This is a genomic window from Vibrio alginolyticus NBRC 15630 = ATCC 17749, from assembly GCF_000354175.2.
Taxonomy (GTDB): Bacteria; Pseudomonadota; Gammaproteobacteria; order Enterobacterales; family Vibrionaceae; genus Vibrio; species Vibrio alginolyticus.
This window is the reverse complement of record NC_022359.1, coordinates 1,637,053-1,657,917: the sequence shown is the minus strand read 5'-3', so window position 1 is coordinate 1,657,917 and position 20,865 is coordinate 1,637,053. Positions and strand designations below refer to the sequence as shown.

The 20,865-nt window shown below is 44.2% G+C and carries 21 protein-coding genes and 1 pseudogene; 11 read left to right on the top strand and 11 right to left on the bottom strand.

Annotated features, from left to right (window positions below; all coding sequences use genetic code 11):
* Window positions 1–15 precede the first annotated feature (15 nt).
* The 5 genes and pseudogenes from N646_RS22650 to N646_RS24805 all read right to left on the bottom strand — a co-directional run bounded on the left by N646_RS22650 (window position 16) and on the right by N646_RS24805 (window position 4,295).
* Window positions 16–631 (bottom strand): annotated as a pseudogene (locus N646_RS22650) (HAD family hydrolase).
* 143 nt (window positions 632–774) lie between these two features.
* Window positions 775–1,851 (bottom strand): PQQ-dependent sugar dehydrogenase, encoded by a 1,077-nt coding sequence (locus tag N646_RS22645; protein ID WP_017821102.1) that lies wholly within the window; start codon window positions 1,849–1,851, stop codon window positions 775–777.
* Window positions 1,852–2,000: 149 nt separating this feature from the next.
* The gene (yiaY, locus tag N646_RS22640) at window positions 2,001–3,149 is read right to left on the bottom strand and encodes an L-threonine dehydrogenase (RefSeq protein ID WP_005388247.1); all 1,149 of its coding nucleotides are present in this window, start codon (window positions 3,147–3,149) and stop codon (window positions 2,001–2,003) included.
* A 333-nt stretch (window positions 3,150–3,482) separates the two neighbouring features.
* Entirely contained in the window at window positions 3,483–4,133 is a 651-nt protein-coding gene (elbB, locus tag N646_RS22635) for an isoprenoid biosynthesis glyoxalase ElbB (RefSeq protein ID WP_017634378.1), read from the bottom strand.
* Between the two features lie 12 nt (window positions 4,134–4,145).
* On the bottom strand, window positions 4,146–4,295 hold the full coding sequence (locus N646_RS24805; RefSeq protein ID WP_017634379.1) for a hypothetical protein: 150 nt from the start codon (window positions 4,293–4,295) through the stop codon (window positions 4,146–4,148).
* A 120-nt stretch (window positions 4,296–4,415) separates the two neighbouring features.
* Between N646_RS24805 and yddG the strand changes: the two genes are divergently transcribed.
* Window positions 4,416–5,318 carry an aromatic amino acid DMT transporter YddG gene (gene yddG, locus N646_RS22630; RefSeq protein ID WP_005389394.1) on the top strand — a complete coding sequence of 301 codons (903 nt, stop codon included), beginning with the start codon at window positions 4,416–4,418 and terminating at the stop codon, window positions 5,316–5,318.
* A 151-nt stretch (window positions 5,319–5,469) separates the two neighbouring features.
* On the opposite strand, the gene N646_RS22625 is transcribed toward yddG, so the two are convergent.
* Window positions 5,470–6,363 (bottom strand): cation diffusion facilitator family transporter, encoded by an 894-nt coding sequence (locus N646_RS22625; RefSeq protein WP_017821101.1) that lies wholly within the window; start codon window positions 6,361–6,363, stop codon window positions 5,470–5,472.
* Between the two features lie 176 nt (window positions 6,364–6,539).
* Window positions 6,540–7,418, bottom strand: a complete 879-nt coding sequence (locus N646_RS22620) for a LysR family transcriptional regulator (protein WP_005375568.1) — start codon at window positions 7,416–7,418, stop codon at window positions 6,540–6,542.
* A gap of 171 nt (window positions 7,419–7,589) precedes the next feature.
* Here N646_RS22620 and N646_RS22615 point away from each other — a divergent pair, with 171 nt between their 5' ends.
* On the top strand, window positions 7,590–8,165 hold the full coding sequence (locus N646_RS22615; protein ID WP_017821100.1) for a class I SAM-dependent DNA methyltransferase: 576 nt from the start codon (window positions 7,590–7,592) through the stop codon (window positions 8,163–8,165).
* Window positions 8,166–8,313: 148 nt separating this feature from the next.
* Here N646_RS22615 and N646_RS22610 read toward each other — a convergent pair whose 3' ends face one another.
* Window positions 8,314–10,287: an acetoacetate--CoA ligase gene (locus N646_RS22610; RefSeq protein WP_017821099.1), complete on the bottom strand. Its 1,974-nt coding sequence runs from the start codon at window positions 10,285–10,287 to the stop codon at window positions 8,314–8,316.
* Between the two features lie 222 nt (window positions 10,288–10,509).
* Between N646_RS22610 and phhA the strand changes: the two genes are divergently transcribed.
* Window positions 10,510–11,304, top strand: coding sequence for a phenylalanine 4-monooxygenase (phhA, locus tag N646_RS22605; RefSeq protein WP_005391119.1), 795 nt, complete (start codon window positions 10,510–10,512; stop codon window positions 11,302–11,304).
* Complete coding sequence (locus tag N646_RS22600; RefSeq protein WP_005375563.1) at window positions 11,294–11,632, top strand: 4a-hydroxytetrahydrobiopterin dehydratase; 339 nt, start codon at window positions 11,294–11,296, stop codon at window positions 11,630–11,632. The genes phhA and N646_RS22600 overlap by 11 nt, the downstream gene beginning before the upstream one ends.
* A 71-nt stretch (window positions 11,633–11,703) precedes the next feature.
* Here the strand turns inward: N646_RS22600 and N646_RS22595 are convergent, their stop codons facing one another.
* Window positions 11,704–13,473, bottom strand: a complete 1,770-nt coding sequence (locus N646_RS22595) for a choice-of-anchor I family protein (RefSeq protein ID WP_017821098.1) — start codon at window positions 13,471–13,473, stop codon at window positions 11,704–11,706.
* Window positions 13,474–13,672: 199 nt separating this feature from the next.
* Here N646_RS22595 and N646_RS22590 point away from each other — a divergent pair, with 199 nt between their 5' ends.
* Window positions 13,673–14,017: a HopJ type III effector protein gene (locus N646_RS22590; protein ID WP_005375560.1), complete on the top strand. Its 345-nt coding sequence runs from the start codon at window positions 13,673–13,675 to the stop codon at window positions 14,015–14,017.
* A gap of 38 nt (window positions 14,018–14,055) precedes the next feature.
* On the opposite strand, the gene N646_RS22585 is transcribed toward N646_RS22590, so the two are convergent.
* Window positions 14,056–14,364 carry a cysteine-rich CWC family protein gene (locus N646_RS22585; RefSeq protein ID WP_017821097.1) on the bottom strand — a complete coding sequence of 103 codons (309 nt, stop codon included), beginning with the start codon at window positions 14,362–14,364 and terminating at the stop codon, window positions 14,056–14,058.
* A 144-nt stretch (window positions 14,365–14,508) separates the two neighbouring features.
* On the opposite strand from N646_RS22585, the gene N646_RS22580 reads away from it, so the two are divergent.
* The 5 genes from N646_RS22580 (at window position 14,509) to N646_RS22560 (ending at window position 18,346) form a co-directional block, all read left to right on the top strand.
* The gene (locus N646_RS22580; RefSeq protein ID WP_005375557.1) at window positions 14,509–14,724 is read left to right on the top strand and encodes a DUF3820 family protein; all 216 of its coding nucleotides are present in this window, start codon (window positions 14,509–14,511) and stop codon (window positions 14,722–14,724) included.
* 40 nt (window positions 14,725–14,764) lie between these two features.
* Complete coding sequence (locus N646_RS22575) at window positions 14,765–15,010, top strand: hypothetical protein (RefSeq protein ID WP_017821096.1); 246 nt, start codon at window positions 14,765–14,767, stop codon at window positions 15,008–15,010.
* A 320-nt stretch (window positions 15,011–15,330) separates the two neighbouring features.
* Window positions 15,331–16,242: a hypothetical protein gene (locus N646_RS22570; RefSeq protein WP_017821095.1), complete on the top strand. Its 912-nt coding sequence runs from the start codon at window positions 15,331–15,333 to the stop codon at window positions 16,240–16,242.
* Window positions 16,232–16,702 carry a hypothetical protein gene (locus N646_RS22565; RefSeq protein WP_017821094.1) on the top strand — a complete coding sequence of 157 codons (471 nt, stop codon included), beginning with the start codon at window positions 16,232–16,234 and terminating at the stop codon, window positions 16,700–16,702. Before N646_RS22570 ends, N646_RS22565 begins: the two co-directional genes overlap by 11 nt.
* Before the next feature lie 393 nt (window positions 16,703–17,095).
* Window positions 17,096–18,346 (top strand): DEAD/DEAH box helicase, encoded by a 1,251-nt coding sequence (locus N646_RS22560; RefSeq protein ID WP_017821093.1) that lies wholly within the window; start codon window positions 17,096–17,098, stop codon window positions 18,344–18,346.
* A gap of 151 nt (window positions 18,347–18,497) precedes the next feature.
* Here N646_RS22560 and N646_RS22555 read toward each other — a convergent pair whose 3' ends face one another.
* The gene (locus N646_RS22555; protein WP_005375544.1) at window positions 18,498–18,914 is read right to left on the bottom strand and encodes a VF530 family protein; all 417 of its coding nucleotides are present in this window, start codon (window positions 18,912–18,914) and stop codon (window positions 18,498–18,500) included.
* A gap of 418 nt (window positions 18,915–19,332) precedes the next feature.
* On the opposite strand from N646_RS22555, the gene N646_RS22550 reads away from it, so the two are divergent.
* Entirely contained in the window at window positions 19,333–20,790 is a 1,458-nt protein-coding gene (locus tag N646_RS22550) for a DUF3360 domain-containing protein (RefSeq protein WP_005375642.1), read from the top strand.
* Window positions 20,791–20,865: the final 75 nt, after the last annotated feature.

The following is a 20,865-nucleotide window of genomic DNA, read 5'->3' as shown; positions in this document are numbered from 1 at the left end:
TTTTATATGTGTGCTTTATTTGCGTGGTAAGGATTCGAAACGGCTCAATAAATCACTGAGTTCATTAAGCGCCAATGAGGCTGAATCATTGAAGGTTTCTTGATTACCGTGATGAACAAGGCAAGAGGGCATCTGCGCGTTATACGCTGCCTGCAAGTCGTAAAGGTAATCGCCGACATAAAGCACTTCATTAGGCATCAAACGCCACTCTTTCGCCAACACCTGCAAAGACAATGGGTCTGGCTTGGGCGGGAAGCATTCACGAGTGATGACTCGTTCCACTGAGATTTGGTTGTGCTCTAGTTTGCGCTGCGTGGCGATTTGGCAGTTGCGCGTCACGATAGCGGTTTTGATTTCATTTTGATGCAAGTGGGCGAGTAATTCATGGCAGCCAATCATTGGAGCAGACTGCTCAGCATCAGAAATCTCGTAATCAAATATCACGTTATGAGCGTGCTCTCGATGATGAGGGTGCTCAAGTGCGTCGACAAAATCCAATAGATCTTCACTCTGCGGACAGCCAAGCTGTTGTCGCAATTCGCCGAAGTTCATATCAGAACTCACCTAAGGTGTTGTCTAAATCAAACACCACGGCTTTAATTTTATCGAGCTGTAAAGGGAATGGAATCATAATGACCTCGTACAACTTAACCGAACTATCGTTTTAAAAAACAAAAGGTTATTTGTTAAGTTTAGATTCTTCTGCTTGGATTGTACGAAAATAAATCACTAGTACGTCACAAATTAAATAGTCTTAACGATTTTAGTGTTTGATTACCTTTCCTCAAGACGAAAGATTTTGCCGCTGTCGGTAGAAAAGTAGATATAACCATCGGGGCTGATGGTTATATCTCTTACTCGCTCACCAAGATTCTCCATCAATCTTTTTGATTCGGTGAGCTTGCCATTCTCAATAGAAACTACGTTGATGTGCGCCAGTTTCAATGCACCGGCGAGGATTTTTCCGTCCAATTCAGGGTACTTATCGCCACGGTACAAAATCATGTTACTTGGTGCGATAGAAGGGATGTATACCAGTTTTGGATCTTCCATTCCCGATAACGACTTAGCTTCCCCGACGTCCAACGGACCCCAATACTCTTTACCATGAGAGACTTTTGCCCAGCCGTAGTTCGCGCCTTTCTTGATTAGATTAATTTCATCGCCACCCCGTGGTCCATGTTCAATCGACCACAGCTGTTTTGTTGCTTCGTCGTAAAACATACCTTGTGGGTTACGGTGCCCGTAACTCCATATCTCATGACGAGCTTCGGAAGGTTTGAATGGGTTGTCTTGCGGAACCGAACCATCAAGATTAAGGCGTAGAATACTGCCAGCATGGGTTTGAGTGTCTTGTCCATTATCACGTTCGCCACGGTCACCGATTGAGAAGTAAACTTTATCGTCTACAAATGAAATTCGACTGCCGTAGTGGCGACCTGTATCGGTGAAGGCATCAGCAACAAAGAGATCTTTCCAACCTACAAGCTGATTGTTTTGCAATTGCGCCGTCGCTAACGCCACCGTATTGCCTTTACTCGTTCGCTTGCTGTAGGTAAAGAAGAGTTGCGGGTTTTGCTTATCGGCATTCGGTGCGAGCGCGACATCCAATAAGCCGGCTTGTCCACTGGTGTTCACATCGGGAACGTTAAACAGCTTTTGAGGTTTGCCTGTGGTGATATCCAGCAACGAAACCGTACCGTTCTTTTGATTGACGATAACGCGTTGATTATCTAAGAACTCGATCCCCCAAGGGATCTGAAATCCACTCGCCACTTCGTTGGCGCGGTATTCGGCAGTGTTGGCAGAAAAGGATAAACAAGCGAGTAGGGTAGCAGCAATCGTTCTCATGGTTCCTTCCAATATGAATCGTGTTAATACTTAAAAGCTAACACTAAAAGACTATGTTTGGCAGAGATTCACTTGTATATGAATGTAAAAAATCCCCGATACGAGATCGGGGATTGAATTAAGGCTAGAGAATTGTTTATGTAGCGAGATTACATCGCTTCTTCGAAGATCTTAGAGATTTCTTCGTGAGTTGCTTGTTTAGGGTTAGTGAAACCACAAGCGTCTTTCAGTGCGTTGTCTGCTAGTGTTGGGATGTCTTCTAGTTTCGCACCAAGCTCTTTAATACCTGCTGGGATACCCACATCTTTCGCTAGAGTAACGATAGCGTCGATTGCTGCCGCTGCACCTTCTTCAGCAGACATGCCTTCTACGTTTACGCCCATTGCTTTTGCTACGTCACGTAGACGCTCAGGACATACTTGCGCGTTGTAACGCTGTACGTGAGGTAGAAGAATCGCGTTACAAACACCGTGTGGAAGGTCGTAGAAACCACCTAGCTGGTGTGCCATTGCGTGTACGTAACCTAGAGAAGCGTTGTTGAACGCCATACCCGCCATGAACTGTGCGTATGCCATTTGTTCACGAGCTTCTAGATCTTCACCGTTTTTCACTGCTGTGCGTAGGTAAGCTTGGATAAGCTCAATCGCTTTGATTGCTACTGCATCAGTGATTGGTGTTGCCGCGATAGATACGTAAGCTTCAATCGCGTGAGTTAGGGCATCCATACCTGTTGCCGCAGTTAGCGAAGCAGGTTTAGCGAGCATTAGCTCTGGATCGTTTACCGAGATAAGCGGTGTTGTGTGCTTATCAACGATAGCCATCTTAATGTGACGCTCTTCGTCAGTGATGATGCAGAAACGCGTCATTTCAGATGCAGTACCCGCCGTCGTGTTGATCGCGATAAGTGGCATCATTGGTTTTGCAGATTGGTCTACGCCTTCGTAATCTGCGATTTTGCCGCCGTTAGAAGCAACAAGCGCGATACCTTTCGCACAGTCGTGTGGTGAACCGCCGCCTAGAGAGATAACGAAGTCACATTCGTTATCAGTAAGAAGTGCTAAGCCGTCGTTAACGTTGCTGATAGTTGGATTTGGTTGAGTGCCATCAAACACAACGGTTGCTACATCGCGCTCAGTGAGAAGGTCTTGAACTTGTTTGACTACACCGATTTGGTTAAGGATCTTATCCGTAACGATCAAACCTTTTTTAAAGCCTTGAGATTGGATGCTGTCTGCTGCGTCTTTCAAACAACCAGCGCCCATTAGGTTTACCGTAGGGATAAAAAATGCACTTGTCATATTGGATAGCTCCGTCGTTATTTTTAATAATCTTTCTTAATTTGCCATTTACTGTCGCACATTCGTTTCCAGATTGAAGTTGATCTAAAGCAAGTTTACCCACTTAGAGGTACTTGCAAGAGAAAAACTGTGACAGTGATCTTGTTGCACTGCGTATAAGTGCAACACTGATATAAAGTAGAACAAATATGAAACTATGGACGCAAACGATTGGCAGAAATTGACTTCTGACGCGGATATATCTCTAAATTCGACTAAAGTATAAAAAATCCCCATTAATAACTTAATTATCAATGGGGATAGGGAAGTGTTTTATAAGCTAACTACTAATAATTAAGCTATTTTAATCAGTTTTGATACTAACTTTTCGATACCTGAAGCCGCTTGAGAGATATTCTCTGCCAACATGTAAGCAGGGGTTGAAAGTACGAGGTGTTTTTCATCAAAAACGATGTCTTCGACAGGGCACGTGGTGTGTTCACCCCCCATTTGATTAAATGCTATTGAGACTGCCTCATCGTTGCCTACCGTTCCTTTCACGCCTTGCTCATAAATCATCGGAATAATGACAGGAGAAATACACAGATAGCCAGCTGGTTTTTTCGCATTAGCAAACGCGCGACAAGCTTGAGCTACGTGTGTGTTAATGGAGCACTCCGCACCCGAAACAGCGAAGTCGGTTAAGTTTTTCGCGGCACCAAACCCACCTGGAAGCAGTAGGGCATCGTATTCATCGACGTTAAGTTTGGCGACATCGTCAATATTTCCGCGTGCAATACGAGCTGATTCGATCAATACGTTACGTGTTTCATCCATTTCGTCACCAGTTAGGTGATTGATGACGTGGAGTTGGTCAATGTTAGGTGCAAAGCAGTGCCAAGTTGCACCTGCCTTCTCGATGGCGTAGAGCGCCAACACTGCTTCGTGGATCTCAGAACCGTCGTAAACGCCTGAACCACTTAAAATGACTGCGACTTTTTTCATGTTTGGATTCCTTTACTCTGAACGTTCCTTAGATTGCTCTTCGCTATCTAGACCATGCGTTTCCGAATGTGTTTTAACGTTTTCACTCTCGTTGTCATCTTCATCATAGTAGCGCACAACAAAGGGTGTAAGCATAACACTAGAGGGCAGAAAATGTTTCATATCAACTCCAACGGCTTAATAGAATGATTTTTATACTGATTTTTATAAAACAGTACGTTGAACCTGATCATTTTTGAGTTAAGCTGACGTTTCCTTTGGCATTCGTGAGTGGTAGGTCACATGAAATCAGTGCAATTTCGTTTCACACTTTATGGTTGTATCGCGATTCTCTCTTGGAGTTGTCTGCTTGGCATCGCGAGGTTGGTTACGGAGAGTTTAGGTCCTGTAGGCGGGGCAGCCATGTTGTACTCTCTTAGCTCTGTTTTCCTTCTTATCGTGGTCGGTATTCCAAAGTTGTCTTACTTTTCTCCCAAGTATCTTGCGCTTGGTGGTGCGATGTTCGTCTGTTATGAAATATTTCTCGCTCTATCTTTGGGATATTCCAACTCGCGCGCGCAGGCAATTGAGGTGTCGATTGTCAATTACCTTTGGCCCGCACTGACGGTTTTATTTGCGGTCCTTGGCAGCAATAAAAAAACAAACTGGTTGCTTTATCCCGCAGTTACGCTGGCGTTTGTTGGGGTTGCTTGGACTGTGAGCGGTGAGAATGGCTTATCCATAACTCAGATCATGTCCAATGTTAGTAGTAACCCTCTGGTGTATTTTATGGCTTTCGCTGGCGCGGTTATATGGGCTTTTTATTGCAACTTAACCCAAAGGCAGCAATCTAAACATAATGCGATTACCCTGTTTTTTATTGCAACAGCTGTTTCGCTTTGGGTCAAATACGCGTTTACGGATGAGCCACCAATGACATTCAGTTGGGAAGCGATGGGGTACTTAGTGGCCTCTGCGGCTTTAATGGCTGGTGGTTATGGTTTATGGAATATCGCGATCGTTGGCGGCAATATGGTTTTTCTCGCCACCTTGTCTTACTTCACACCCATTTTTTCCGCTTTATTTTCTTCCATTATTCTTGGCGTAACTCTGAGCCATAGCTTTTGGCAGGGCGTTGTGATGGTAACGGTGGGCTCGCTGATGTGTTGGTTAGTCACCAAAGAGAAGCGCGAAGCGGCTGGGTAAGTTACCAACGAGATCAGAGAATTTAAGTGAGCAACGAACAGATCTCCCTTGCGAGCTGTATTCGAATACGAAGAAACTAAATCGAAAAAATTAAAAAAGCTCCCGAGATTGGGAGCTTTTTATTGAGTTTTAACGGCTCTTTGGTGGCACTCTAATAAGCGACGTTCAAGTGTAGTTGAAGCTTGAATCTGTGCTTCGACAGTCGCTTTATAAGCTGCTTACGAGTGTGCTCTAGTGTATCAAGCTCCAATGTGTCGTCATCAATATGTACGTCCACATTTACTCGTAGCTCTTGGCCCACCTTCGTTACGCCAGCCAGTTTCAATTGATGCTCAGTTACTTTTTCAATCTCAAGAACATCTTTGCCAACGCTCTGACACAGCTCTTTGCTTGGTGCCATCATTAGTAGTTCACGTAAGGCACCTACTAGCATATCGAACGGTACTTTGAGGAAGTAAAAGCCCATTAAAACCATCATCATGGGGTCGGCATATACCGCATACTCAGAGAATGGCGTTAGTGAAACAGCCCAAGCCGAGATAAATCCTACGGTCACCGCCACACTCAACAAAGTATCCATTTGCCACTGTTTTTTCTCCGCTTCAATCAAGCCTGATGAGAAGCGGCGGCTGCGTTTCGCCATAAGCCACCAAGCGTAACCACAACCGATAACATTCACGATGCCGAATAAGGTCGCAATAGAAGCATCGACCTCGCGACCTCCAGACATCAATGCTGATATCGCAGAGTAGAGAGAGAAGCTTACAACCACTAAAATGACGGCTGCTTTTATCGCAATAACGATTGGTTCTAAGACCGCTTTTCCAAATGGGAATACAGATTTTGAAGGCTTGTTAATATAGTAAGAAGCGGCCAGTGACAATAAAGTTAACAGTAAGCTGACCAAAGAGTAAACACCGTCAAACACGATGACAATTGATCCTACAAGCAAGCCAAGTACCATACCACCAGCAGCGAACCCAGATGCCAAAAGGGCTGAAATGGTTAGAATACGGTTTTCGTTTTTGCTTGTCCTGTCACACATAAAAGATGCCTTTGAATTTTAATACCTTACTATTCTTCGCTCATAAGGTAATTTAGGCAACCACAAAGTGACCAGTAACTAATCTAAAAAATTGCGTTTTTATTTATATTCCTATAAAACAATGGCTTACTGTGATTTTTTGGTGTCAGTAAAATTGACGCTCACTGATAAAATGTTTAGAAGTCAAATAAATACTCGCTCAATTTATCTGCTAACCACGTCATTGCTGGATGCTCAGTATGGCCGTTAGGTGAAAACATACAGTAGTCTTCTTGCGTCAATCCGTATGTGTGTTTGATAACGGCGAGCTTCTGCTGACGAAGGTAATGGCGGATTAATGGTTCTGGAAGCACGCCCCAAGCGTCTTCTTCTAAGATGGTGTTCAGCATGTAGTCAAAACTCGAAAAACCAATATATCGAGTCGAGAAAGGTTGCAGTTCAGGGTTGTCTTTCTCATTTAGGTACACCATTAGTGCTTGCATCTGACTACGTAGATCTTCGTCTGAGACACGGCGCATCTTACTTAGGCGGTGTTCTACACTGCATACTGACATCATACGTATCTTGCCTAATGGGTTATATACGATACGAGGATCGTCTACTCGCTCATAATCAACGCCGAAAGCAAAATCTACTTGGTGGGTACTGACCAAGTTGGCTAAGTCGCCACTGGATGCCAAGATTAAGTTGAAGGTTGTTGAAGGAAAGCGGTTATTCAATGTATGAGATAATTCTTGCCAGAGATCATCAGGTAAGGAGTCGTCACGTGCTACCCAAACTTCCGCGTTAAACCCTTCCGAGATTTGAGCGCAGGTCTTTCTGACCCGTTGTGCGATGATAAGTAGGTGTTCGCAATCTTTGTAAATGGCTTTCCCAGCTTCAGAGAGGGTGAGCTGGTTGCCAGTTCGGTTAAACAATTCAACGTCGAGATCTTTCTCTAATGCCTTAATCGACATACTGAGTTTGGTACGATTGCAGTCGAGTTGCCTTGCCGCTTCAGAAACAGAACCACACTCAGCGATGGTGCAGAAGGCTTCTACTTGAGTTAAGTTCATGATTTGACACAACCAATAAATGAATTCAAATAATTTGGGTATTATGCAGATGCGCTCCCAAAGCCATGAAAGATTATCGAAAAAAACGCGAATCCGCCAGATAAGTCTATGGTCTTTTAACGGTTTTGCGGTAATCTATGTGGGTTACAAAAAGTGAACATGGAGGCCACGATGGCACAAGATTGGGACGGCTTAGCAAAAAACTGGGAATCAAATCCAGCAACAGAGCAATTTGCGCAGTCGGTGTTTGAGCAGTTACAACAGCTAACTCAGCTTGATGGCATTAAAGTACTAGATTTTGGATGCGGAACAGGGCAGTTAAGTCAACGATTGTCACCGATGGTTAAAGACATCGTAGCATTAGACGCATCGGAAGCCATGATTGAGGAACTCGATAAAAAAGAGCTCGTCAACGTAGAACCTGTGGTAGATGCATTATCTCGCGGCTTGGTCGCTCAGCACCCTGCGTTTCGTGGACAGTTCGACTTGGTGGTTGCATCATCAGTTTTAGCGTTTGTGGAAGACTTAGACGCGTCATTAACGATCTCGCATTCTCTACTTAACCACGGCGGCTATTTTGTTCATTTTGATTGGATTGCAGAATGTGAACAAGACGGTTTTACCCTTGCGAAGTCTGAGCGTGCACTGAAAGAAGCGGGTTTTACTGAAGTTGAATCGCAACACGTTTTTGACATTACATCTGATGGTAAAACAATGTCGGTATTAATGGGGCTTGGTCGTCGCTAATACCGCTGAATAAAGAACAAAAAATGACAAAAGCGAGCTAACAAGCTCGCTTTTTTCTTATCTGCTGAGGATATATGTAACTTCACTTGCTCTAAACAAGCGTCGTGGTGCAGGCAAGGACATACTCGAACAACTTAGTCTTCGGAGGTTATTTTGAGATGACTATCCTGCGTATCTCCTCCAGCACTTCAGGGTTGGCTATTGCGCCTAAATTTTCGACGCTTCGGTTGTTAACGACTTGCTTAACGGCTAACTCGACCAGCTTTCCTGAGCGTGTCTTAGGTATATCGCTTATTGCGTAAATTGCACTAGGTACATGCCTTGGAGAACATGCAGACTTTAGCTGTGCTTTGATGGAAGCGATCATCTCGTCATTGAGCTCTACCCCTTTGACTAATTGGACAAACAGCCATATTTGTTCGTTGCGATCGACTTCTTTTCCTACTGCGATCGAATCTAGAATACCGTCTATACAGTTCACTTGCTGATAGATTTCGGCCGTGCCGATTCTTACGCCACCAGGATTCAACGTGGTATCACTTCGACCATAAAATACGTATCCCCCAACGCGGGTCTGTTCAACATCATCGCCGTGGTGCCAAATATTGTCGAATTTATCCCAATAAGCACGATGATATCTCTCACCGGTGTCGTTCCAAAAGCCAGCAGGGAAGTTGGGTAATGAATTGGCACAAACCAACTCACCGCGCGCTCCCATTACGCTATTACCTTGTGGGTTAAAGACTCGGACATCGACCCCTAACCCTGCTGATTGGCACTCTCCCCGATAAACGGGAGAAATAGGGTTGCCCAATACAAAGCAGCCACAAATGTCTGTTCCGCCAGAAATCGAGGCGAGGTGTACATCTTCTTTAATGCGCTGATAGACATAATCAAACTGTTCTGGATACAGAACAGAGCCCGTTGAGCAAATGGTTTTCAGACTTGGAAATGCATCACTTTTCTGCGGAGAAAAAGGTGCTTTTTCCAGCGCCTCTAGGTATTTTGCTGAGGTTCCAAACAGCGTCACTTCGGCTCGTTCTGCGAGGTCCCAGAGCACATTATGAGTGGGGTAAACAGGGCTACCATCAAAAATCACCAAACATGCACCGCTCGCGAGTGAAGAAACGTGCCAGTTCCACATCATCCAACCGCAGGTCGTGTAATAAAACACTCGGTCGTTCGGTTGGATATCGCAATGCAGTTGATGCTCTTTCAAGTGATTAAGCACCGTTCCGCCGACGGAATGAACGATGCATTTCGGTTTGCCTGTTGTGCCTGAAGAATAGAGCACAAATAGCGGATCGTTAAAATTCACACGAGTAAAAGTCAGCGCTTCGGGGGTGTATTGATTCAGGACATTTTGCCAATCTTGGGTGCAGACATCGCATTCAAAAATGTGTGGTTTAAGGTAGCTAATTTGGCAAACTTGTTTAAGACCATCAAGATGATCCGCAATATGCTGGTTTTTCTTAGACATATCGAAAGTTTTGCCATTGAATGTATAGCCATCACAAGTAAACAGGATTTTGGGTTTCACTTGACCAAAGCGCTCCAAAACGCTTTCAACGCCAAAATCAGGTGAGGTAGAAGTCCAGGTTGCCCCTAAACTGGTGGTTGCTAACATGGCTATCACCGTTTGAGGTAGGTGAGGTAAATAACCAGCGACGACATCACCTTGCTTAATTCCACATTCTTTCAACCATTGCTGCACACTCGAAACTTCTTCGCACAATTGTTTCCAGGTGTAGGTCTGTTTTTCTTCACGTTCATTTTCAAACCAAATCGCGAGATCATCGGGTTGGTGACACGCGTAGGTTAGCAAATTTTCGGCGTAGTTAATTTGCGCGTTTGGGAACCATTTTATATCCCTATTTTCAACAGGTTGCTGCCAGCGACTTTCTGCTCGCTCTTTTATGGTCTCTCCCTGAGTGCCAATGACGTCGCAGAATAGCCAAACTTCTTGCCAAAATTTTTCTACATGATCGAGTGACCATTGATGCAGATCAGCGAAGCTTTCAAGGGTATTTCCTTGTCGATTAATGTGTTCAATAAACTGTGTAATGTTGGCTTCTTCGATACGACTTTCGCTCGGTTGCCATACTTTGCTGCTCTCGCGCATAGGTCCCTCTATAACAAAGTGATAACAGGTTTTAGTTTGAGAGGAATACACGATAAAGTCAAACAAGCCAGAGATTATATCGTGTCATAAAAATCATGCAGTTACGATGCATTGTAAACAATATGTTACATCGGGATGGTGCTGAGAAAATCGCGCAGGGATTGGAAGCTCTTAAGACTGAAGATAGGCTTAATGTAAAGGATTTGTTAATGGAGATGTGCCATGACTCAGTATCGTTCTAAACCCGTAAACCAGGAAGGCAGGGTTGAATGGAGCCGTGAAGAAGACGCCATTTGGCGAGATTTGGTAACACGACAAATGGGTGTGATCCAAAACAGAGCTTGTAAGGCTTATTTACACGGTTTAACGCTGCTTGATTTACCTCAAGACCGCGTTCCTCAATTGCCAGAAATTAATCGTGTCCTGATGGAGACAACAGGTTGGCAAGTGGAGCCCGTTCCTGCGCTTATTGACTTCGACCGATTTTTTAATCTACTCGGTAATAAGCGCTTTCCCGTCGCCACATTCTTGCGTACCAGAGAAGAGTTCGATTACTTGCAAGAGCCGGATTTCTTCCATGAAATATTTGGTCATTGTGCGATGTTAACCAACCCAGATTTTGCTGCATTTACCGAACATTATGGTCAACTAGGGCAAGCCGCTACCCCAAAACAAAGAGCCTATCTCGCTCGCCTCTACTGGTTTACCGTAGAGTTTGGCTTGGTGAAAGAAGGGGACAAAACCAAAATTTACGGTGGTGGTATTCTCTCATCTCCTGGCGAAACCCTCTACGCATTAGAGAGTGATGTAGCAATTCGCGACCCATTTGAATTACAAACTGTGCTGAGAACGCCTTATCGTATCGACATCATGCAACCGAAGTACTACGTGATTGATGACTTTTCTCAGCTCTTTAAAATCAGTCAGTTAAATTTATTGAAACAAGCCGATCTAGCGATTGAAGCTGGACTGCTTCCTCCACTTTTTGAACCAAAGGAACCTGCTCATGTTGAATGAACAAAAATGCGAAGCTTGTAGTATCGATGCCATTGCACTAAGCAAAGAAGAGCAACAGTCTCTGCTTCTGCAATTGTCTGATTGGCAGATCATTGAAAGAGAAGATATACCTCAACTAGAAAAGGTGTATAAATTTAAGAACTTCAAACAAGCATGGGCTTTCAGTAACAAAATCGCGGAACTGGCAGAAGATGAGTTCCACCATCCTTCTATTTTGTTGGAATGGGGTAAGGTTACCGTAACGTGGTGGAGTCACTCTATCAAAGGTCTGCATAAAAACGATTTTATCTGCGCATCAAAGTGTGACGCGCTAGCATCGGCAGAGTAGGACATTACCTCATACAAAAAAACGCCCGGCTTACGTCGGGCGTTTTGGTTCTAAATGACTTTTACATTACTTTATAGATTGATTCGGAAGACGGATGTCGTGCCCGATACCTCATTGCCAACGGCGATAAAATGACCACCATTACGGGTAAAGTAATTAATGGATTCTGGACCTAAATCGCCTGCTTTTGGATTGTATGTGTCGTTCATGCATTCGCCATCTTCGACTTCTGTACATACTGGCTGATTGTAATCACGGCGGTTGACGTAATGCATAAACTGCGCTTGTTTCGGGTCTGTGATGTCATAAATCATGATACCGCCTTGACGCTCCAAGCCAATAAACGCGTAATGACGACCGTTAATTTGTGCTACTTCAATCGCCTCTGGCTCAATACCTTTATCATCACTTCGGTCATCGCCACTATTATTGTTATCGTTGGTGCTGTTGAAGTTCTTGCCTTCATTCAGCAGCGCGATAGTCGCGAAATCGTCACCACTATCGAAGACCAACTTGCCGTTTTCATCCCAAATCGAGAATGAACGCGCGCCAAATGATTGAACATTCTCTTGTGCAGAAAGCGTTTGTTCCGGCTTAATCACTTTTAAACGCGCGAGTTGTTTGTTGTCTTTTAGTGCCTCTGCCAATGGGTGTTCTGCTGCCACTTTCAGCTTCTTACCGCGCACTTCATCAATATGGCTTAAACAGGTTCCTTGCTCAGATGTATATTCATCTGTACCGAGGTAATCGTCTTCATCCCACATAAAGCCAGCTTTGTCGCACAGTTCTTGAGTGGTTGTGAATCCGTACTCACGCCCGTCGCCTTCATTTGCAGATACGATGTAAGTACTCCCATTCACTGAGTAGCTGTCGATGGTGTCAGGCATAAATAAGCCAACCAGTTGTGGGTAGCTTTTCAAGTTCCCAATGATTTTGTCTTTGTTGGATGCATCGAGTTTAGCGCCCGACCAAGACTTCTCACCTAAGCCAACAATTTTTTCTACCGATTTGCTCTCTGGATTGACGATTGCCATGGCGTTATTTTCTTGTAGCGCGACATAGATTTTACCGTTATCTGCAAAAGTGAGGTATTCAGGCTCTAGATCTTGTGCGACGGTGGCGTTTGGCCCCGAAATACGCACATTCATTGGGAGCTCTGCTTTTCGTGAACCATCAAATTCGTTAAAGCCAATTTGTGTCACTTCTGCTTGAGTAACACCAAGGCTCAGAGCGATCAAAGTGATACTACCTTCAGGGTCAATGCTGTAATCGCTGTTTGGCTCTCCTTCATTAGCGGTTGCGATGTATCGGCCATCTTTCGAGAAGCCAACCATGTCTGGCAATGCGCCTGTTGGAAACGTCATGACTAATGACAAATCGTCGGAGCGGTACAAGCCAACAATACCATTCGCTTGTTTATTACTGTTTTCAATCGCAACTGCTACCAAACCATTGAATACAGCGACACTGTTTGCTGCGCCAATTTCAATGCCCGCTGCTTCGCCAGCGCTGTTGAGATCGATGAATGCGCTTTGCGTTGGTACGCCGTTGTCATCCATAGACATTACATCGACACGTTTTGCTTGAGCATTAACCACATAGAGCTTATCTGTACAGGCGTCATAACTCACGATTTCAGCTGCCGATGTGTCGAATGGTGCATCAGCAACGGATGTTCCGATAAAAGTTAAACCTTGAATTGACGTTTCCCCAGTAACGGGTGCAGTGGTAGGCTTGCATTGTGTAGCGAATGAAGCCACGGTATCTTCGGGTTGTGATGAACACGCGATGGCAAGTGATGACAATGCGAGTGCACCGATTGCCTTTAAAGGGGTGATCATGATATCTCCTTATCAATCCGATAGGTTGTCAATCAGCATGGGTTTTATGCTGCTGTCCATTTCCGCAACTGGAATGATAGAGCGCTGAATGACGTGTGATTTGGTAAGGCTCTGAATATATGTATGATTGATGACTCTTATATTGGCTTTTTATGAAACTAATGTGTCATCAATATGATGAAGTAGGGATAGAGGAATAATGGAATTAAAATCGTTTTTAGATTTATTGGCAGCGTCACCAGAGCAGGTCGAATTTGAAGCAACGATGGCGGTGATCGAAGATAACTATACGTTTGAGCCAACCGCTTTTGTAAATGGTGAGACACAAAACAATGCAGGCGAGAACAACGGTTCGTGTAAGATCTTCGCTTTCGGTTTGCTAAACAACCTAGACAAAGAAGCGACGCTAGCCTGCTTTGGCCGTTTTTATCGTGAAGATGTATTGCAGCATCCAGAGAACAGCGATCACCAGAATATTCGTAATTTTATGGTGACAGGGTGGGAAGGCATTAAGTTTGAAGCGTCCGCTTTAACCGCTAAATAAACACCAGTCAGAAAACGATGATCAGTAAGCCAGTCGTATTACGCGACTGGCTTTTTTTCTAGACATTTTCGGCACAAACACAGCTGGTTAGCGCTTGGCTTGGGTAAATTACGGGTTTCAATAGTAAAGCACCAGCATGTCTCTTTGCCTGCGGCGATATCACAATGGGCTTGAGTCCCGCATTCTGGACAACTGTGCGTTGAATCTTCTCCTGCGATTTGTTCGATAATCGCATCTCGTTGGAGATCGGTTTTGTCTTTCCATTGGATGATTTCATCCATCGTTCGGTGACAACCAGAGCATATTCCGGCGTTATTTTTACATGCTGCTCGACAAGGTGACTTCATTGCTTTCTCGTTCTCATTTTTTATGCCGCGTACTCTAGCATAAAGCGAGTCAAGGCCGCCAAAAATAAACGTGACTGCGATTTGCTGGTGAGGAGGGAGAACCAGTGTTACCCTTGGGCGAGTTACCTTAACTCTCTGTCACTTATGTTAGAAAAAGAAAACCTCATTAAACTCGCTAGAATGCAAATGCCATTTGGGAAATATGCAGGGCGAGTGTTAATCGACCTGCCTGAAGAATACTTACTGTGGTTTGATAAAAAGGGCTGGCCAAGCGGCGAGCTAGGGGATTTGCTCAAGCTATGTTTAGCGCTCAAAATTGAAGGCTTAGATAGTGTCGTGAAGCCTTTGAAGCGTATGTAACTAGCCACAGAAACTCCCACTCTTAATGAAAAGACTTATTATGAATTTTGATATCGATGCACTGAAACACCACCAATTGGTCGAAGATGGTAAACTAGAGGGATGTTACATTCATCAGCCAGCTCAAGGTAGCCAGCAAGATGACAAAGCTGTTTTGGCAGAGCGCCAAGCGTTGGAAAAGTTGGGATATAAGGTAATACAGGTTAAAGCTAAAGGCGGGACAACAACGTTTGCCGAGGCGATGCAAAAGCTAGCGAAGGAAACTGGTCACCTGCCTAAGGAGTAAGTGAGTGTAACCTGCCACAGACTTACAAGTTCTCCCACCAGACTATTTTTTCATTCAAAAGAGCCAGACCGTTAGGCTAACTCTTTATTGCCCCAAAAAAGAACTGGAATAAATACTCTACAAAATTTGGTTCGTACGTTTTACCCTACGAAAAGTTATCCGATTGAATGTAACTCAACACTATTGAGCCTTCATTGTGCTTGTTTGATTAGTCAAACTGCCTATTTAATTGGTTAAATCATCATGCAATCTTGTTGGGGATGATAAATCACTGAAAATATTGTTATTATCCTTTTTATTTATCAGTAAAACCGACTCCCATGAGATATGAATCCTCTCCTGTAGCCCCAGAAGAAAGACAAGAAACCACTAGAGAACGAGCAGCACGTCAACGCCGAGAACGTCAGGAAGAGCTGAGATCTACCGCGAGCGATGAGAAACGATGGACTGAAAATAGAGAGCGCGTTCTTGCTGAACGCAAAGCGGACCAACAAGCTTACGACCTAACAGAAAAAGAATGGAACGATGATTTACAAAAGCAAGCTAAAGAATATCAGTGGGACACCTCTCAACAAGAGAACGTGAGTATTGCGGTACTGACTGTTGAAGAAGGTAACGAGTATTTAGACTTGCTCATCAAAGACTCGCATGGACAACTTTCGAACGGCAAGGACTACACTGGCGTAGGCATGGGGCTTAAAGGCGCTTATGAGGTCGCTAAAGAGCTTGGCGCTTGGGGGGCAACCGCTAAAGCTGTCAATATCAATGGTGTAATGAATATTGTGGTTGAGAACTACAAGCCTAAATATTTAGACCTAGGTATCCGTTGGCAAGAAGCAACACCACAAATGCTTAAAATTGGTCATGCTCTAAATACTGTTCAAGGCAATGTCAGTTTCTTGAAAGGCAACATCTATGTTGAACTTGTGTTTAGTGGTGCGGTTAATGCGGTTGACTACATTCTACATGATGAAAAAACGCTAGGTGAAGTGGTCGGCCAATTTACAGCGGATATATCTAAGGGCATTGCCGCAGGAGTTATCGCTCAAGGAATAACTATTCTGGGAGTCGCAACATTAAGTACGGTACTTGTTGTGCCAACCGCTCTAACACTTGGTATTTTCGCTGTTACTGCGTTTATTGTAGGAAAGGAAATATCTAAACTAGATGACCAATTTAAATTCACGGAACCGATGAAGAATCAAGTAGAGAAAACTATTAATGATTTCTAATGAAAAATTTAACCGAAGACTAAAGATAAAGCGTTGGCTTAAAGTGATGGCTAGTTGGCCTCTTATGGTTTTTATGGTGTGGTTGAGCTACAGCTCAATTAATGAGTTAATTAGCATTAACAACTCAATCGGTATCATTCCTAAAGTAAAACTAGCAGGTTTAGTGAACAATGTTGCTTCTTTTGTAGGCCTTCTAATATTTGGTTTTATAGCGATCATTCCCATAGCTATGCTACACAGGTCAACAGAACTATTACTAAAAGTACCATTTTCGACAAAAACAGGGCTATATTCTATAGCGATAATAGTATTAAGTTCTATTGCCTCTGCCATATGGTTAGATAACAACACGAGAGAAAAAATAAAGCAATATGACTATATTGAATGTACTTCTGAACAAGAACTTACATTAAAATCCTCAAGTCGGACGTATGTTTTAGACCCTAGTTCGTGCGATTAAATCATCTTTCAAGCTCTTGGTACAAGCACCCTGCTAGCGTATGTACATGTCATGCGCTAGCTCTCAATACTTGAAGTTATCCATTAGTTGCTAATATTCTATTTGTCGTAACGCATTTTTGTCCAATTATAAGCTATAGGGTTTTCTCAAGCTGTATTTTGCTTTACAGGAGTCAGAGTGCCTGACTCCTTTTCCCTTTGCTTGTCGCGAACGCTACCATCTTGGTCGTAGAGTATTGGTTATCGAAACCGTTAACTCATGTTAGTGAAAGGAAATTCCTGAACTCTATAGTGCTTCTTTCACCAATCTTCTGTTTGGGCCATTATCTCTAACATCCAGACGCGAAATAGCATAAGATACACGGCCTTTACTAGCACTGAGCCACTCATCGTAATGACAGATAAAACACAGCAAGCGACATTTGCCGATCTTGGCCTGATTCCAACCTTAGTCGAGCGACTAGAAGCGTTAGAATACAGCCAACCGACGCCCATTCAATCCCGTGCTATTCCTGATATCCTTGAAGGGAAAGATATTATTGGTGGTGCCAATACGGGTTCTGGTAAAACCGCTGCTTTTTCGCTGCCAATCCTGCAAAAAATTGTTCAGCAAGACGGATCAAACAATCGCCGTGGTAACTTCGTTTCTCACCTGATTTTAGTTCCAACTCGTGAGTTGGCATCACAGGTGGCGTACAACGTCAAATCTTACTCATACCATCTTAGAGATAAGATCAAAACGGTTGCCGTATTTGGTGGTGTATCGGTGAACCCACAAATGCTAGCGCTTCGCGGTGGCTGTGACATTATCGTAGCTACGCCGGGTCGATTACTTGATCTGGTATCCAGTAACGCGATTAAGTTGAACCAAGTAGAAACGCTCGTCCTTGACGAAGCCGACCGAATGTTGAGCCTCGGATTTACCGAAGAACTGAATAAGATTCTTGCGTTACTACCAGAGAAGAAACAGACGCTGTTATTTTCTGCTACTTTCCCTGATAAAGTCACGACGCTGGCTCAGCAGTTGCTCCGCGACCCTGTTGAAGTTCAGTTGCAGAGCGCAGAAGCCAGCACTTTGGTGCAGCGCGTGTTTAGTGTAAATAAAGGTGAGAAGACGGCGGTACTCGCGCACTTAATCAAACAGCATCAGTGGCGACAGACTTTGATTTTTGTGAATGCTAAGAATGCCTGTAATCATTTAGCTCAAAAGTTGTCAAAACGCGGTATTACCGCTGAAGTTTTCCATGGTGATAAAGGGCAGGGCGCTCGTACTCGTGTCCTTGACGGTTTTAAGTCTGGCGAGATTCAAGTTCTTATTGCCACCGATATCGCAGCACGCGGCCTTGATATAGAAAAACTTCCAGTGGTGATTAACTTCGATCTTCCGCGTAGCCCTGCTGATTATATGCATCGAATCGGTCGTAGTGGTCGTGCTGGTGAAGTAGGTTTAGGGTTATCTCTTATCGATTACGACGACTACCACCATTTCAAAGTGATAGAAAAGAAAAATAAGTTCCAACTTGAACGCGAGCAGGTAGTCGGTTTTGAAGTGGAAGACGATCAGAGTGAAGTCTACTTTTTACCAATGAAGCCGCGAGCGAAGCCGGCAGGTACGGGTAAAAAGAAGAAAAAGCGTAATCAATAGAAAACGTAAACCACATGTGAGTTTACTTACGGGAGTTGTTAGAGAAAAGGAATGCTCACTAGCTTGAGTCTTCGCTTCTAGCCATTCCTTTAAAGAACAATAGAGCCCTGCTGGAGCTACCAGTAGGGCTCTATTGCTTTTCAAGATAGTGTTATTGGCGACGAGCAGGGCGTCCGCGAGGTGAACGCTTTTTAAATGCAGACGCTGCTTTGGCTTGTGACTTAAGAATAGAGTCAACGGTTAGCGGCATTGGCTCTTTAGGTTCAAGGCCATGAGGGAAGGTACGAGCTCTTGGTGGTAAGTTGTATTCTTCTTCGCTCGCGCGTGGCATGCGCTTAAAGCGATAAAGGTAAAAGTTTTCTAATTTTTCTCTCGCCCATTCGGTTTTCTTTAAATACTTCACGCTACTTGCAATCGAAGGCTTAGTGTTAAAGCAATTAAAACGCATTGCTGTATCTAGAATGTCCCAGCCGTAAAAATCCACTAACTCTTGCAACATAGTCTCTAGCTTTAATCCGTGCAGTGGATTGTTCTGTTGCAGCTCGATTCTCTCTTCGTCAGTCATCATTTTTAAGGGCCTTACTCATTAAAGGGCGGAGTTTAACAAAGTATACAATGTAGAGATATCGATAGTTACTTTGCGATGGATGCGAGCACAGTGCTCTCTACCTTGAAAGTATAAATCGGAATTAGCCGTTCTACTTGGCTCTCTGCTCAAAAATGACTCATAAAAGTTCAAGCGTCCTAGCTCGATGTTAAATTATTGTGTAATAAGTGAGATTTTTGTTGTTCTTTTACTAATGTCTAATATTCCTACCCATAGCAACACATGCTTAATAAGATCAAAATCAAAATTGGTTCATGCCGCTTTCTTAGTATGGCCTAGAAGTTTGATGTGGGTGTTGTCTCGTATTGGTCGAAGGCCTGTCTACCAAGCGAAACTCTAGTTGACGTAGTTCAACGTTGAAACATAAAAGGATGACTCAATGTCTGACAAAAGTAAGACTTTTTACAGGGATGTGCGCAAAAAACCGCATGAATTTGAAAACCGAGAAGACTTTCTAAATCATGATTTAACCGTCATGAGTTTCCGTCGCTGGGGAATTCATTTGCCCTCACGTGATTACAGTATTGAAATCGAAGACTGGGTACCGGCATTAGCAGCAACCATTGGTAAAGTGGTTATGGTCACTGCCATGGTTTCCGCTTTTGCTGCTCAGTTTGGTTTATCTCCGGAATTCATTGCAGAAAACGTGCGTTACGAATTACTTATCGCTGGAGCCCTGTTCGTCATCCTGTTTTCTGCCATACTAAACCCGAATGCAAACTTAGCGGGAACCCATGGCCCAATGATACCGCTGATTCCTATGATTGCAGCTGCAGGAGGGCACCCTCTCGCGCTAGGTTTGATGGTATGTGTTTTTGGGTTAATTCTCGCCTTAACCAAAGGTGGCTCTAAACTCATGACTCTGACTGGTATCGGGGTTCGAGGAGGGTTGTTGATCTACCTTGGTGCTGTTGGGTTGCTCGGGCAAATTAATAAGACGGAAGCGTGGGCTGCAAGTACGGACCAAGGTTACATTTCGTTTGTGGTCATAGGCCTAACCGTTATGGTTTACGCTTACTTAGCCAAGATCAATAAACGTTGGCTCGCTATCCCATTGTGCTCTGCACTCGCGGGTATTGTTGCTTATTTGATGGGCGCTGAGTTTGCCTTTACCACAGAACCGGGCCTGCCTAATTTCAGTCCATTCTACTGGTGGGGTGAAGATACAGGCTGGCAGCTAGGCTGGCCAACCCTAGAGCACTTTATTGCCGTGACTCCATTTGCTCTACTGGCAGTCGCTATGTGGTCCCCTGATTATCTCGGCCATCGTGTGTTTCAAGAACTTAACTACCCAAAAGAAGCGAAAGGTGTACTCATGGATGTCGACGACACGATGGTCGGAGCATCTGTTCGTCAGGGGGTTGGTTCACTCTTAGGGGGCGGAAACCTAGCTTCTTCTTGGGGAACGTACATGATTCCTGCCGCAATTGCCAAGCGTCCTATTCCAGGTGGCGCTCTGTTGACGGGTTTCATGTGTATTGCGGCGGCGGTAATTGGCTACCCAATGGATCTAGCAATGTGGGAACCTGTTCTGCGCGTTGCTTTGATTGTGGGTGTATTCTTACCACTCCTTGAAGCGGGTATGCAGATGATCCATAAGCATAAAGATTCACTCAGTGCAGGTATCTGTATTTTTGCCTGTGCATTCGTTAATCCAGTCTTCGGTTGGGCAATCACGATGCTGTTGGATAACCTCGGGCTTATCGGCGACCATGAGCGTGCTAACGAACTATCGCGCAAAGATAAATATCTGATTCCTGGCACTGCGTTTATCGTTTGTGCAGGCTCCCTTGCTATTGTTGGTCAGCTTCCAGGCATTCCAGCTCTTATCGGTTAATCGAATTATGCTCTAAAGGTATAGTGAGATCAGTGAGTAAAGGGACTTGCTTCTTAAAATAGTAGACAAAAACAA

What these genes read in the sequence shown, in the direction of transcription:
- N646_RS22645 (WP_017821102.1), bottom strand. Translation starts at nt 1,851, where the DNA reads ATGAGAACGATTGCTGCTACCCTACTCGCTTGTTTATCCTTTTCTGCC.
- yiaY (WP_005388247.1), bottom strand. Translation starts at nt 3,149, where the DNA reads ATGACAAGTGCATTTTTTATCCCTACGGTAAACCTAATGGGCGCTGGT.
- elbB (WP_017634378.1), bottom strand. Translation starts at nt 4,133, where the DNA reads ATGAAAAAAGTCGCAGTCATTTTAAGTGGTTCAGGCGTTTACGACGGT.
- N646_RS24805 (WP_017634379.1), bottom strand. Translation starts at nt 4,295, where the DNA reads ATGAAACATTTTCTGCCCTCTAGTGTTATGCTTACACCCTTTGTTGTG.
- yddG (WP_005389394.1), top strand. Translation starts at nt 4,416, where the DNA reads ATGAAATCAGTGCAATTTCGTTTCACACTTTATGGTTGTATCGCGATT.
- N646_RS22625 (WP_017821101.1), bottom strand. Translation starts at nt 6,363, where the DNA reads ATGTGTGACAGGACAAGCAAAAACGAAAACCGTATTCTAACCATTTCA.
- N646_RS22620 (WP_005375568.1), bottom strand. Translation starts at nt 7,418, where the DNA reads ATGAACTTAACTCAAGTAGAAGCCTTCTGCACCATCGCTGAGTGTGGT.
- N646_RS22615 (WP_017821100.1), top strand. Translation starts at nt 7,590, where the DNA reads ATGGCACAAGATTGGGACGGCTTAGCAAAAAACTGGGAATCAAATCCA.
- N646_RS22610 (WP_017821099.1), bottom strand. Translation starts at nt 10,287, where the DNA reads ATGCGCGAGAGCAGCAAAGTATGGCAACCGAGCGAAAGTCGTATCGAA.
- phhA (WP_005391119.1), top strand. Translation starts at nt 10,510, where the DNA reads ATGACTCAGTATCGTTCTAAACCCGTAAACCAGGAAGGCAGGGTTGAA.
- N646_RS22600 (WP_005375563.1), top strand. Translation starts at nt 11,294, where the DNA reads ATGTTGAATGAACAAAAATGCGAAGCTTGTAGTATCGATGCCATTGCA.
- N646_RS22595 (WP_017821098.1), bottom strand. Translation starts at nt 13,473, where the DNA reads ATGATCACCCCTTTAAAGGCAATCGGTGCACTCGCATTGTCATCACTT.
- N646_RS22590 (WP_005375560.1), top strand. Translation starts at nt 13,673, where the DNA reads ATGGAATTAAAATCGTTTTTAGATTTATTGGCAGCGTCACCAGAGCAG.
- N646_RS22585 (WP_017821097.1), bottom strand. Translation starts at nt 14,364, where the DNA reads ATGAAGTCACCTTGTCGAGCAGCATGTAAAAATAACGCCGGAATATGC.
- N646_RS22580 (WP_005375557.1), top strand. Translation starts at nt 14,509, where the DNA reads ATGTTAGAAAAAGAAAACCTCATTAAACTCGCTAGAATGCAAATGCCA.
- N646_RS22575 (WP_017821096.1), top strand. Translation starts at nt 14,765, where the DNA reads ATGAATTTTGATATCGATGCACTGAAACACCACCAATTGGTCGAAGAT.
- N646_RS22570 (WP_017821095.1), top strand. Translation starts at nt 15,331, where the DNA reads ATGAGATATGAATCCTCTCCTGTAGCCCCAGAAGAAAGACAAGAAACC.
- N646_RS22565 (WP_017821094.1), top strand. Translation starts at nt 16,232, where the DNA reads ATGATTTCTAATGAAAAATTTAACCGAAGACTAAAGATAAAGCGTTGG.
- N646_RS22560 (WP_017821093.1), top strand. Translation starts at nt 17,096, where the DNA reads ATGACAGATAAAACACAGCAAGCGACATTTGCCGATCTTGGCCTGATT.
- N646_RS22555 (WP_005375544.1), bottom strand. Translation starts at nt 18,914, where the DNA reads ATGATGACTGACGAAGAGAGAATCGAGCTGCAACAGAACAATCCACTG.
- N646_RS22550 (WP_005375642.1), top strand. Translation starts at nt 19,333, where the DNA reads ATGTCTGACAAAAGTAAGACTTTTTACAGGGATGTGCGCAAAAAACCG.